The following is a 12,157-nucleotide window of genomic DNA, read 5'->3' on the forward strand; positions in this document are numbered from 1 at the left end:
GATCGAGGCGTTGGCAACGTCAAAGCCCGGCGAGCCTCGAACGCGCGAAACGTGCGATCTCGGCGCTCCCGGCTAGCATCGAGTGAGATCTCGGCATCGAGGAGATGACATGTTCGAACGGTTTACCGACCGTGCCCGCCGTGTGGTGGTGCTCGCGCAGGAGGAAGCGCGCATGCTCAACCACAACTACATCGGCACGGAGCACATCCTCCTGGGCCTCATCCACGAAGGCGAAGGCGTTGCCGCCAAGGCGCTCGAGTCGCTCGGCATCTCCTTGGACGCCGTGCGTGAACAGGTTCAGGAGATCATCGGCCAGGGGCAGCAGACGCAGTCCGGCCACATTCCCTTCACGCCCCGCGCGAAGAAGGTTCTCGAGCTCTCCCTGCGTGAGGGGCTGCAGCTCGGCCACAGCTACATCGGCACCGAGCACATCCTGCTCGGCCTCATCCGCGAGGGTGAGGGCGTTGCCGCGCAGGTCCTCGTCAAGCTCGGCGCAGACCTGTCGACGGTGCGCACCACCGTCATCCAGCTCCTTTCGGGCTACCAGGGCAAGGGTGAGCCGGCCGGTGCCGGCGTCGGCGCGTCGTCGTCCGGCCCCGCCGAGGGCACGCCCGCGGGTTCGACGGTGCTCGACCAGTTCGGTCGCAACCTGACGCAGGCCGCCCGCGAGGGCAAGCTCGACCCGGTCATCGGGCGCGAGAAGGAAATCGAGCGCGTCATGCAGGTGCTGTCGCGTCGTACGAAGAACAACCCGGTGCTCATCGGTGAGCCCGGTGTCGGTAAGACGGCCGTCGTCGAGGGCCTGTCCGCCGCGATCGTCGCGGGCGACGTGCCCGAGACGCTCAAGGACAAGCACGTCTACTCGCTCGACCTCGGCTCGCTCGTCGCCGGTTCCCGCTACCGCGGTGACTTCGAGGAGCGCCTCAAGAAGGTGCTCAAGGAGATCCGCACGCGCGGCGACATCATCCTGTTCATCGACGAGATCCACTCGCTCGTCGGTGCAGGTGCCGCCGAGGGGGCGATCGACGCCGCGTCGATCCTCAAGCCGATGCTCGCCCGCGGTGAGCTGCAGACGGTCGGTGCGACGACGCTCGACGAGTACCGCAAGCACATCGAGAAGGACGCGGCGCTCGAGCGTCGTTTCCAGCCGATCCAGGTCAACGAGCCGTCGATCCCGCACGCGATCGAGATCCTCAAGGGTCTGCGTGACCGCTACGAGGCGCACCACCGCGTGACGATCACCGACTCCGCGCTCGTCGGCGCCGTCAACATGGCCGACCGCTACATCACCGACCGGTACCTGCCGGACAAGGCGATCGACCTCATCGACGAGGCCGGCGCTCGCCTGCGCATCCGTCGCATGACGGCTCCGCCGGAGCTGCGCGAGTTCGACGAGAAGATCGCGCACGTGCGTCGCGAGAAGGAATCGGCCATCGACGGCCAGGACTTCGAGAAGGCCGCCTCCCTGCGCGACGACGAGCGCAAGCTCGTCGAGGAGAAGGAAGCCAAGGAGAAGGCCTGGAAGGCCGGCGACCAGGACGTCGCGGCCGTGCTCGACGAGGAGCTCGTCGCCGAGGTTCTCGCCGCGTCCACCGGCATCCCGGTGTTCAAGCTGACCGAGGAGGAGTCCTCGCGACTGCTGCGCATGGAGGACGAGCTGCACAAGCGCGTCATCGGCAACGACGACGCCATCAAGGCGCTGTCGCAGGCCATCCGTCGTACGCGTGCGGGGCTCAAGGACCCGCGTCGTCCCGGTGGTTCGTTCATCTTCGCCGGCCCGACCGGTGTGGGTAAGACCGAGCTCGCCAAGTCGCTCGCCGAGTTCCTCTTCGGTGACGAGGACGCGCTCATCACGCTCGACATGTCCGAGTACGCGGAGAAGCACACCGTCTCGCGTCTGTTCGGTTCGCCCCCCGGCTACGTCGGGTACGAAGAGGGCGGCCAGCTGACGGAGAAGGTGCGTCGCAAGCCGTTCTCGGTCGTCCTGTTCGACGAGGTGGAGAAGGCTCACGCCGACATCTTCAACTCGCTGCTGCAGATCCTGGAGGACGGTCGCCTGACCGACAGCCAGGGCCGTGTCGTGGACTTCAAGAACACCGTCATCATCATGACGACGAACCTGGGCACCCGCGACATCGCGAAGGGCGTCACGCTCGGCTTCGCAGCCGGCAACGACCAGCGCAGCAACTACGACCGGATGAAGGCGAAGGTCTCGGAGGAGCTCAAGCAGCACTTCCGCCCCGAGTTCCTCAACCGCGTGGACGACACGATCGTGTTCCCGCAGCTGTCGCAGGAGGAGATCGTGCAGATCGTCGACCTCATGGTCGCGAAGCTGGACGAGCGCCTCAAGGACCAGGACATGGCGATCGAGCTCACGCAGACCGCCAAGAACCTGCTCGCCAAGCGCGGCTACGACCCGGCTCTCGGTGCTCGTCCGCTGCGTCGCACGATCCAGCGCGAGATCGAGGACCAGCTGTCGGAGAAGATCCTCTTCGGCGAGCTGTCCAAGGGCGACCTCGTGCTCGTGGACGCCGACGGTGAGGGCAAGGACGCGAAGTTCACGTTCTCCGGCACGCCGAAGGCGCTCTCGGAGCACACGCGAGCATCTGACCAGGTCGACACCGACATGAAGGGCGCTGTTCCGTTGTCGGACGACCTGTCCGGTCCGATGGACTTCGGCGGCCCGGTCGGTGGCAACACCGGCGGCGGCGAGGGCACGGCCACGGCCTGACGCTCTCGCTGAGCTGACAACGAAGCGGCGGCCCGCTTCCCTTCGGGGAGGCGGGCCGCCGCTTCGTCGTGTGCTGGGGGCGCTCTCAGCTGGACTGTTGTGGCTGCAGGCGCGTCATGACGTCACGGATGACGGGGGTGTCGATGCCGTGACGCTCCCCGGCGCGCAGGAGGGCGCCGCCGATGGCGTCGATCTCCGTCGGACGGCCGGCTTCGGCGTCGCGCAGCATCGAGGACTTCGCGGCGTCTCCGAGCGCGTCCGCCAGCTGTCGGGCTCGTTCGTCGAAGCGGGCGCCGCACTCGGCGGAGCTCACGAGGGCGGCTTCGTCGATCATGGCGTCGAGCTCGTCGGCGTGCTCGGTGCGCACGACGCCGATGGGTGCGCGGTTCACCGTCGTCGACAGGGCGAACGGGCCGAGGAAGGAGAGCTTGGCCCAGAGCATCTGCGCCTCGTCGTCGAGGACGCGAGCGCCGAGACCGATCGCACTTAGTGTGGCGGCGGCTTGGTCGAGGCGGGCCCGGTCGGTGGTCGAGCTCGCCAGGTCGATGTCGGCGAACGAACTGGCGTGCTCCACGATGCCCGGCCGCGGGCGCGTGGCCTCCACGCGGATGACCCCGCCCGTCACCTGCCCGGGGGAGTAGCGCTCGCGCAGGAGCGTCATGTGGTCGACGCCGTTGAGCAGCGGGACGATGAGCGCGTCACCGATGGCGTCGGGGTCGAGGCGTTCGAGCGCCGCCTCGAGGCTCGTGGCCTTGACGGTGACGAAGACGAGGTCGGCGGGCTCACGCAGCGTCGTGTCGGCTTCGACCGGCGCGGTGAAGTGGCCGAACTGCGCACTGCTGACGGCGATGCCGTCGCGGCGCAGAACGTCCGCCGTCGACTCGGACGCGAGGCACGTGACGCGGTGCCCGGCGCGCGAGGCGAGGGCCGCGATGAGGCCACCGACACCGCCGGGGCCGAGGACGACGATGTGCTGGGGTGAGTTCTCCACGGGGTGCCTGGCGCTTTCCGACTGGGGGGCGTGAGTCTCTCGATCCAATCACGGCGAACCCCGCGTTCGGCGGCGTCGTAGGCTGAAGGAATGACCTCCCCGCAGTTGCGCAACGCCCGCACGCCCGATGTGCGGGGCATCCGGAGGCTCGTGGGGCCGTACGTCGAGTCGAAGGCCATCGTCGACAAGCCCGTCGTGTCGTACTTCGAGTCGCTGTCGGAGTTCGTCGTCGTCGAACTGGACGGCGAGATCGTCGGCTGCGGCGCCCTGCACGTCATCTGGGAGAACGTGGCGGAGGTTCGCACGCTCGCGGTGTCGCCGACGGTCAAGGGCCGTGGCATCGGCTCGATGATTCTCGACGAGCTCGTGCGCCGCGCCCGCGCCGTCGGCGTGAGCCGCGTGTTCTGCCTGACGTTCGAGACGGCCTTCTTCGGTCGCCACGGTTTCGTCGAGATCGAGGGCGCGCCCGTCACGCGCGAGGTGTACGCGGAGTTGCTGCAGTCATACGACGAAGGTGTCGCCGAGTTCCTCGACCTCGATCGGGTGAAGCCGAACACGCTCGGCAACACGAGGATGCTGCTGCAGCTCTGAGGGGTGTGTCCTTGTCCTCTGGCGTCGACGCCGGCCCAGCGCTGTGCGCCGGGCCGGGCCGGGTCAGTGGCCGGTGACGCGGAGGGCGTCGACGATCTGCCGAGCCCGCTCCATGGTGTCCACGACGACGCCGTAACGGCGAGCGTCGCTCGTCACGATGTCGACGCGAGCCTGCCCGCCGGTGTTGAGGCGGACGCCGCCGGATGAGTTCTCCCGGCCGACGACGAACCAGTTGAGGGCGCCGTGGTTGCGACCGTTGTCGGGGTGGGCCTCGGCGGATGCGATGTCCCGCAGCGGAATCGAGCGACGGTAGAACGGAGCGCGCAGCGTGACGTGCGTGCGGTCGGCGTCGACCTCGACGACGACCTTCTGGCCCATCGGCGCGACTCGGTTCCCGAGGGCGTGATGCGAAGCGCAGCAGGCTCGTTCATGTCGACAACGGTACGAGAACGGGTGGGGAAGCAGGTCAGTACAGCCCACTGTGCGGGCGAACCGATCAGGCGTGGAGGACACTGGGGCCGTGAAGGTGACGATCGCGGGTGACGACGGCACGCGTCGGCAGGTGTACCGCGTGCGATGCCGTCGGTTGCCGTGGGAGCCGGGCACACCGCGCGTCGCCGAACTGCTTCTGGGTTTCTTCGGCAAGAGCGACACCAGGAGTCTCGGTGGGCTCTCCGGCGATGCAGGGGCGGTCGTCCTGGTTGTTCTCCTCGTGCCTCTAGTCGTGGCGGCAAGTCTCGTCATGGGCGAGCTGGCACTGCTGCTCCTGACTCTTCCGCTTCTTGCCCTGTGGCGCGTCCTTCTGCGCCGGCCGTGGCCGGTCTACGTCGCGCGCAACGGCGGAGTGATTCACGTCGAGCGGGCGTCGACGTTCACGGCGGCCCGCAAGCGCCGGAACGAGATCGCTGCAGGCATCGCGAGCGGTACGTGGCAGGCGTTCGCGCCGCAGCCGCGTCACTCACGGGGAGCCGAGGGGGCGAGCGGGCCGGTGAAAGATCGTGACTCAACCGGAACGATCCGGGGGCTTGGCCGCCGTGGGGGAGTCCTACGGTGAGGTGACGTCGGCCCGCGTGCGACCGGTACGTCGTTTCACCCACCTCCGTTCGAAGGACACCTCATGGTCCACTTCATGGCAGCCGACGCTGCCGAGCCGCTCTCGAGCGCGTCGTCCGGGCAACTCGCGCTCGCGGCGCTCGCGGGCATCGCCGTCGTCGTCCTCGGCATCACCGCCGCCAAGCTGCACCCGTTCCTCGCGCTCATCCTCGGAAGCGCGGCGCTTGCGCTCGTGGCGTGGGTACCCGGCGAGGCCGCAGTGAAGAGCTTCACCACCGGGTTCGGCACGACGGTCGGCTCGGTCGGTCTGCTCGTCGCGCTCGGCGCCATGGTCGGCCAGCTGCTCGCGGACTCCGGCGGCGGCAACGCCATCGTCGACAAGCTCGTCTTCGGCGTGAAAGCAGCCGCGCTGCCGTGGATGATGGCGCTCGTCGCGGCCATCATCGGTCTGCCGATGTTCTTCGAGATCGGCGTCGTCCTCCTCATCCCGGTGGTTCTCTCAGTCGCGCGCCGCGCCAAGCAGCCCGTGCTGCTCGTCGGCATCCCGGCGCTCGCAGGCCTCTCGGTGCTCCACGCACTCGTGCCGCCGCACCCCGGCCCGGTGGCTGCCATCGAAGCGGTCAAGGCCGACACCGGCCGCACCCTGATGTTCGGCGTGCTCCTCGCCATCCCGACGCTCATCATCGCGGGCCCGCTGCTCGCGCGTCTCATTGCCCGACTCGTGCCGGTGGACGCTCCCGCCGAACTCGCTGCCGACGCAGGTTCGCCCGGTGCGGCCGTCGGGGACTCCGACCTGGCCGAGGAGTCGGCGGACGGCAAGGCCGCTTCGCCCGCCACGAAGCGCCCTTCGTTCGGCGCGGCCATCGGCTGCATCCTGCTGCCTGTCGTGCTCATGCTGCTCGCATCGATCACGGAGATCTTCCTGCCCGACTCGGGCACGTTCCTCACCGTCGTGAAGTTCTTCGGCACGCCGTCGGTGGCACTCATGCTGGCCGTGCTCGTCGCCCTGTTCGCGCTCGGTAAGGGCAGCGGGATGTCGCTCGCGACCGCCAACGGCGTCATGAGCAACGGCCTGCCCGCCGTCGCCGGCATCATCCTCATCGTCGCTGCCGGTGGTGGTTTCAAGACGCTGCTCGTCGACGCCGGTGTCGGCAACGTCATCAAGGAATGGGCCGAGGGCAAGAACCTTTCGCCCCTGCTCATGGCGTGGCTCGTCGCCGTCGGTATCCGTCTCGCGACGGGTTCGGCGACGGTCGCGACCATCACTGCGGCCGGCATCGTCGCGCCGATGCTCACCGGCCTCGACGCCAACCAGCTCGCCCTCGTCGTGCTGGCCATCGGGTGCGGCTCGGTGTTCTTCAGCCACGTCAACGATGCGGGCTTCTGGCTCGTCAAGGAGTACTTCGGGCTCACGGTCGTCCAGACGCTCAAGTCGTGGTCGCTCATGGAGACCGTCATCTCCGTCGCGGGCTTCGCGTTCTGCGCCATGGCCTGGATGCTCGTGTGAGCTCCGGGTCTAGGGTGAGCCGTATGACTTCTCCCAGTGCACCGCAGTTCGTCATCGTCATGGGCGTCTCCGGCTCCGGCAAGACCACCGTGGCCGAGGGTCTCGCGGAGCACCTGGGGTGGACGTACGTCGAAGGCGACGACCTGCACCCCGCGGCGAACGTCGAGAAGATGCGCAACGGCATCCCGCTCACGGACGAGGACCGCTGGCCGTGGCTGCGCAAGATCGGTGAGTGGATCGACGAGCACGAGGGCGAGGGCAAGAGCGCCGTCATCACGTGCAGTGCGCTCAAGCGCACCTACCGCGACCTGCTGCGCGAGGGGCGCCCGGGCGTGACGTTCTGCCACGTCGACGTGTCGCGTGAGGAACTCGAGCGCCGCCTCGCCGAGCGCAAGGGTCACTACATGCCGGCGTCGCTCCTGCAGTCACAGCTCGACACGCTCGAGGAGCTGAGCGAGGACGAGCCCGGCGTCATCGTCGAGTCCACGGGCGGCCAGGAGGCCGTGCTCCGCGAGGTGCTCAAGGCGCTGAACCTCCACGGCGAGGGCTCCGCCACCTGACCAACGCTCTGGTTGGCTGAGTTCGTTGCGGTTGGTGACGGTGCACCGTCACCAACCGCAACGAACGTCACCGGCTAGGCGTGCCCCGGCAGGGCGAACGAGTCGTCGCCCACGAGGTCGACGAGCCCGTCGGCTACGAGCGAGTCGAGGCAGCGCTCACGCTGCACCTCGTCGTCCCAGACCTGACGCAGGTCGTCGTGCGGCACCGCGCCGTCACGCTCGCGCAGGACGGCGAGCAGTTTGCCGCGAACCATGCGATCCGTTCCGGCCCAGGCCTGTCCGCGTCGTGCGGGGCCGTCGTACGCCGGAGCGCCGGCCTGCTGCCACGCGCACAGGTCGAGGACCGGGCACTCGCCGCAGGCAGGCGCCTTCGCGGTGCACACGACCGCACCGAACTCCATCGACGAGGCGTTCCACAACACGTGGTCCTCATGCGGGAGCAGTTGAGCGGCCAACGCCCGCTCGGCAGCGCTGAGGCTGGGGCGCGGGAACTGAACACCCGTGACGGCGCGCGCTTCGACGCGTCGGATGTTCGTGTCGATGACAGGAATGCGCTCCCCGAACGCGAACGCCGCCACCGCGGCTGCCGTGTACTCGCCGACCCCCGGAAGTGCGAGAAGCTCGTCGGACGTGGACGGCACGTCGCCGTCATGTCGCTCGACCATCGCAACGGCCGCCGCGTGCAGACGCAGCGCCCGGCGCGGGTAGCCGAGGCGACCCCAGTGACGGACGGCGTCGCCGGCCGGTGCGGCCGCGAGGTCCGCGGGCGTGGGCCAGCGATCCATCCACTCCTGCCACAGCGGCGCGACGCGGGCGACGGGGGTCTGCTGGCTCATCACTTCGGAGAGGAAGATGCCCCAGGGCGTCGTGCCGGGCTCACGCCACGGCAGCGGGCGCGAGTGGGCGAGGAACCAGTCGTTCAGCCGGACGACGAGGTCGGTGCTCACGCGCTCAGACGTAGCGTTCGAGGATGCTGCTCTCGGCGAGGCGGGAGAGCCCCTCGCGCACAGCGCGTGCGCGGGATTCGCCGACGCCATCGACCTGAAGCAGGTCGTCGAACTCGGCGCCGAGCAGAGCCTGCAGGCTGCCGAAGTTGTCGACGAGGCGCTCGATGATGGCGCCCGGCAGGCGCGGCACCTTCGACAGCAGGCGGTATCCGCGAGGCGTGACGAGCGCGTCGAGGGAGTCGCCGACCACGGCGAAACCGACGGCGCGGGCGTTGGCGGAGATGTCGATGAGGTCCGCGGAGCTGAGGGCGGCGAGGTTGGCGTCGGCCTGCTCGAACGTGAACCCGTCACGGGCCGAGGCGAGGTAGTCGCGGATGACGAGCTCACGGTCGTCACCGAGGGAGCCGACGAGTTCCTGCAGCTGCAGGTCGATGAGGCGGCCGTCGGTACCGAGTTCGACGACGTACTCGGAGATCTCGTCGTTGATCCGGCGCACCATCTCGAGGCGCTGGAGCACCTGGGCGACGTCGCGCACGGTCACGAGGTCTTCGATCTCGAGAGCGGAGAGCGAGCCGGTGACCTCGTCGAGACGCTTCTTGTACCGTTCGAGCGTCTGCAGGGCCTGACCGGCGCGCGACAGGATGGCGGGGGAACCCTCGACAACGTGACGCAGGTTGCCGACGTAGACGGCGATGATCTGCATCGACTGGCTCACGGAGATGACGGGGTAGCCGGTCTGCTTCGCGACGCGCTCGGCGGTGCGGTGACGCGTGCCGGATTCGCGGGTCTCGATCGAGCTGTCCGGCACGAACTGGATGGCGGCGCCAATGATGCGTTCGAGACCCGACGAGACGACGATGCCGCCGTCCATCTTGGCCAGCTCGCGAAGTCGCGTGGCCGAGAACTCGATGTTGATGGGGAACCCCCCCGTGGAGATCGAGTCGACCACGTCGTCGTGCCCGACGACGATGAGTGCGCCCGTGCGGCCACGCAGGATGCGCTCCAGGGCGTCACGCAACTCCGTGCCGGGGGCGATGGCCGCGAGGGTCTCCCACAGGAGCGTCTCGTCGGAACGCTCAGCCACGCTCTTCTCCTTCACACCGGGCGGTGAATCACCATGTTGAACATAACGTGCCGAGGCGGTTCGGACGCACGTCGTGACACCTTCGTGACGTGCGTCCGAGGCCGCGTTCACCGGACGGTCAGGACGTCCACAGACCGTAGGACTCGCCGAGGTTGCGGATCTTCTGGGCGCGGGCCAGACGCGGGGCGTAGCTGCCGTCACGCGAACCGCCGCCGTGCTCGTGCTCGTCGAGCAGTTCGGCGGCCCACTTGATCTCGGTGTCGCTCGGGGCGAGGCCGTGGTTGATCGTGTCGGTCTGCTCGGCGCGCAGCGTCAGCTTGCCGGTCATGCCCATGCTCTGGGTGACCTTGCAAGCCTCGAGGAGCGCGTCGTCGGAGTCGGTCAGCGTGGGACCGTCGATCGGGCCGGGCAGCTGGCCGACGCGGGAGGCCACGACGAGCTTGGCGCGCGCGTAGGCCAGAGCCATCGGGTCGTCGCTCGCGCCGGTGTCACGACGGAAGTCGCCGACGCCGAAGGCGAGACGGAACGTGCCGGGGGCCGAGGCGATGGCCGTGGCGCTCTCGACGCCGAGGGCCGATTCGATGAGCGCGAGCACCGGGGTGCCGGCGGCCAGGCGCATGGCCGTGAGCGTGACGTGCTCCGGCTTCTCCGTCTTGGCGAGCATGACGCCGCGCAGTCCGGGTACGCCGTGGAGCGCCTCGAGGTCGTCGGCCCAGTACTCGGTGTTGATGTCGTTGATGCGCACCCAGCCGGTCATGCCGTCGCGCAGGGCGTTGACCACCGCGTCACGGGCGGAGGACTTGTGCTCGGCCGGCACCGCGTCCTCGATGTCGAAGATGACCGAGTCGGCCTCGGATGCCAGAGCGGTGTCGAACAGCTCGGGCTTCATGGCGCTGGCGAGCAGCCAGCTACGGGAAAGGGTGGCCGGGAGGGCGGCCGCGCGGGCATTGCGTCCGGAAAACACGTCTTGTTTCGTTCCTCAGTCGTCGTCGGTTTCGTCGGCGCGGCCGGAAAGGCGCGCTCGACGTACATCACCCTAAGGGTCGGCGGGGCGTACTCCGCAGTACGAATGGGCGGCGGTGGACACGTTCGCGTGTCGGAAGAGTCAGCCGCGGGAGGGCGCCGCGCCGGCATCGGCCGACGGATGGGATGCGGAGGAGGCCGTGCCGACAGCGCGCATGGCCGAGCCGAGGTCGGCGCATTCTGCGATGCGCATGTCGGCCGGCGGCTTCTCGGTGCCGAGCGAGCCGGCAGGGATGATCGCCTTGTCGAAGCCGATGCGTGCGGCCTCGGCGAGTCGACGCGCGACACCGCTGACAGCCCGGATGTCGCCGGAGAGCCCCACTTCTCCAACGGCGATGAGGCCGCCGGGTAGCGGCTTCTCCTGCGCCGAGCTGAGCAGCGAGAGCGCGACGGCGAGGTCGGCCGCGGGCTCCGTCAGCCGTGCGCCGCCGACGGTGGAGACGTAGCAGTCAGCCCGGCTGACCGGCGCGCCTGCGCGGCGCTCGAGGACGGCGAGGATCATCGCGGTGCGCGAGGAGTCGACGCCCGCCGTCGTGCGTCGCGGCGACCCGCCGGCCGACGGTGCGACAAGGGCCTGCACTTCGGTGACGAGCGGCCGACGGCCCTCGAGCGTCACGGTGACGCACGTGCCCGCGACGGGTTTGTCGCGGGCCGTGAGGAACAGCGAACTCGGGTCGGCAAGACCTTCGATGCCGCCGTCGGACAGGTCGAAGCAGCCCACCTCGTCGGTGGGGCCGTAGCGGTTCTTCACCGCTCGCACGAGGCGCAGCCGCGAGTGGCGTTCGCCCTCGAAGGTGATGACGACGTCGACGAGGTGTTCGAGCAGACGCGGGCCGGCGATGGAGCCGTCCTTCGTCACGTGCCCGACGAGCACTGTGGAGATGCCGCGCGCCTTGGCCACCTGGATGACGGCGGCGGCCACCTCGCGTACCTGCGAGACGTTGCCCGCGCTGCCCTCGATCTCGGCGCTCGCGATGGTCTGGACCGAGTCGATGACGAGCAGGGTGGGGGAGACGGAGTCGATGTGGGCGAGCACGGTGGCGAGGTCGGTTTCGCTCGCGAGGTAGAGCGTGTCGGCCACGGCGTCGGTGCGGTCGGCGCGCAGACGTACCTGAGCAGCGGATTCCTCGCCGCTGACGTAGAGCACCTTCGCGCCCGTACGCGCGGTGCGGGCGGCGACGTCGAGCAGCAGTGTGGACTTGCCGATGCCGGGCTCACCCGCGACGAGCATGACGGCCCCCGGTACGAGCCCCCCGCCGAGGACGCGGTCGAACTCGCCGACGCCTGTTGTCGTGACGGCGGCACGCGTGGCGTCGACGTCACCGATCGGCTTGGCCGGGTTCGTCACCTTCGCGGCCGGCTGCGTGCGCACGGCGACGGCGCCCGTCTCCTCGACGGTTCCCCACGCCTGGCACTCGCCGCAGCGGCCGACCCACTTCACGGTCTGCCAGCCGCACTCGGTGCACCGGTACGTCGGTCGCTTCGAAGCCTTGCTTGCCATGGCTCAAACCCTAGAGGCCGGCACTGACAACCCCGTCGTGACGAGGTGGTGCCGGTGGTCGACCGACCGGGCGAGCGACGAGCACGATGTCTTGATCTCGTGCACCAACTCCGGACGTCGGTCGGGGTGGCCGCCACACGCGTCGTCGCGGACAAACCCCCAACCTTGG

At 69.1% G+C, this 12,157-nt stretch carries 11 protein-coding genes; 5 read left to right on the forward strand and 6 right to left on the reverse strand.

Translation table 11 applies throughout. From position 1 onward, the window contains the following. The first annotated feature begins 109 nt into the window (after positions 1-109). Positions 110-2,731 (forward strand): ATP-dependent Clp protease ATP-binding subunit, encoded by a 2,622-nt coding sequence (locus EVU97_RS08190; RefSeq protein ID WP_129664972.1) that lies wholly within the window; start codon positions 110-112, stop codon positions 2,729-2,731. 85 nt (positions 2,732-2,816) lie between these two features. On the opposite strand, the gene EVU97_RS08195 is transcribed toward EVU97_RS08190, so the two are convergent. Next, the gene (locus tag EVU97_RS08195; protein WP_129664974.1) at positions 2,817-3,722 is read right to left on the reverse strand and encodes a ketopantoate reductase family protein; all 906 of its coding nucleotides are present in this window, start codon (positions 3,720-3,722) and stop codon (positions 2,817-2,819) included. A 90-nt stretch (positions 3,723-3,812) separates the two neighbouring features. On the opposite strand from EVU97_RS08195, the gene EVU97_RS08200 reads away from it, so the two are divergent. Next, complete coding sequence (locus tag EVU97_RS08200) at positions 3,813-4,313, forward strand: amino-acid N-acetyltransferase (protein ID WP_129664976.1); 501 nt, start codon at positions 3,813-3,815, stop codon at positions 4,311-4,313. Positions 4,314-4,376: 63 nt separating this feature from the next. On the opposite strand, the gene EVU97_RS08205 is transcribed toward EVU97_RS08200, so the two are convergent. Further along, the gene (locus tag EVU97_RS08205) at positions 4,377-4,691 is read right to left on the reverse strand and encodes a hypothetical protein (protein ID WP_129664978.1); all 315 of its coding nucleotides are present in this window, start codon (positions 4,689-4,691) and stop codon (positions 4,377-4,379) included. 142 nt (positions 4,692-4,833) lie between these two features. Here EVU97_RS08205 and EVU97_RS08210 point away from each other — a divergent pair, with 142 nt between their 5' ends. From EVU97_RS08210 to EVU97_RS08220, 3 genes are all read left to right on the forward strand, one after another. After that, positions 4,834-5,367, forward strand: coding sequence for a hypothetical protein (locus tag EVU97_RS08210; protein WP_129664980.1), 534 nt, complete (start codon positions 4,834-4,836; stop codon positions 5,365-5,367). A 63-nt stretch (positions 5,368-5,430) separates the two neighbouring features. After that, entirely contained in the window at positions 5,431-6,873 is a 1,443-nt protein-coding gene (locus EVU97_RS08215) for a gluconate:H+ symporter (RefSeq protein WP_129664982.1), read from the forward strand. A gap of 23 nt (positions 6,874-6,896) precedes the next feature. Further along, entirely contained in the window at positions 6,897-7,433 is a 537-nt protein-coding gene (locus EVU97_RS08220) for a gluconokinase (protein WP_129664984.1), read from the forward strand. 74 nt (positions 7,434-7,507) lie between these two features. On the opposite strand, the gene EVU97_RS08225 is transcribed toward EVU97_RS08220, so the two are convergent. The 4 genes from EVU97_RS08225 to radA all read right to left on the reverse strand — a co-directional run bounded on the left by EVU97_RS08225 (position 7,508) and on the right by radA (position 11,988). Next, the gene (locus EVU97_RS08225) at positions 7,508-8,380 is read right to left on the reverse strand and encodes an A/G-specific adenine glycosylase (RefSeq protein WP_240730164.1); all 873 of its coding nucleotides are present in this window, start codon (positions 8,378-8,380) and stop codon (positions 7,508-7,510) included. A gap of 4 nt (positions 8,381-8,384) precedes the next feature. Next, the gene (gene disA / locus EVU97_RS08230; protein ID WP_129664988.1) at positions 8,385-9,464 is read right to left on the reverse strand and encodes a DNA integrity scanning diadenylate cyclase DisA; all 1,080 of its coding nucleotides are present in this window, start codon (positions 9,462-9,464) and stop codon (positions 8,385-8,387) included. A gap of 118 nt (positions 9,465-9,582) precedes the next feature. Next, on the reverse strand, positions 9,583-10,428 hold the full coding sequence (locus EVU97_RS08235) for a CoA ester lyase (RefSeq protein ID WP_047312448.1): 846 nt from the start codon (positions 10,426-10,428) through the stop codon (positions 9,583-9,585). Positions 10,429-10,569: 141 nt separating this feature from the next. Continuing rightward, complete coding sequence (gene radA, locus EVU97_RS08240) at positions 10,570-11,988, reverse strand: DNA repair protein RadA (protein ID WP_129664990.1); 1,419 nt, start codon at positions 11,986-11,988, stop codon at positions 10,570-10,572. Between the last annotated feature and the right edge of the window lie 169 nt (positions 11,989-12,157).

Origin of the sequence: Dermacoccus sp. 147Ba (genome assembly GCF_004151355.1) — a bacterium.
In the GTDB taxonomy this organism is placed as follows: Bacteria; Actinomycetota; Actinomycetes; order Actinomycetales; family Dermatophilaceae; genus Dermacoccus; species Dermacoccus abyssi.

Excerpts from the sequence above, each read along its gene's own strand:
- EVU97_RS08215 (WP_129664982.1), top strand. The coding sequence starts at position 5,431 with ATGGTCCACTTCATGGCAGCCGACGCTGCCGAGCCGCTCTCGAGCGCG.
- EVU97_RS08220 (WP_129664984.1), top strand. The coding sequence starts at position 6,897 with ATGACTTCTCCCAGTGCACCGCAGTTCGTCATCGTCATGGGCGTCTCC.
- EVU97_RS08200 (WP_129664976.1), top strand. The coding sequence starts at position 3,813 with ATGACCTCCCCGCAGTTGCGCAACGCCCGCACGCCCGATGTGCGGGGC.
- radA (WP_129664990.1), bottom strand. The coding sequence starts at position 11,988 with ATGGCAAGCAAGGCTTCGAAGCGACCGACGTACCGGTGCACCGAGTGC.
- EVU97_RS08190 (WP_129664972.1), top strand. The coding sequence starts at position 110 with ATGTTCGAACGGTTTACCGACCGTGCCCGCCGTGTGGTGGTGCTCGCG.
- EVU97_RS08205 (WP_129664978.1), bottom strand. The coding sequence starts at position 4,691 with ATGGGCCAGAAGGTCGTCGTCGAGGTCGACGCCGACCGCACGCACGTC.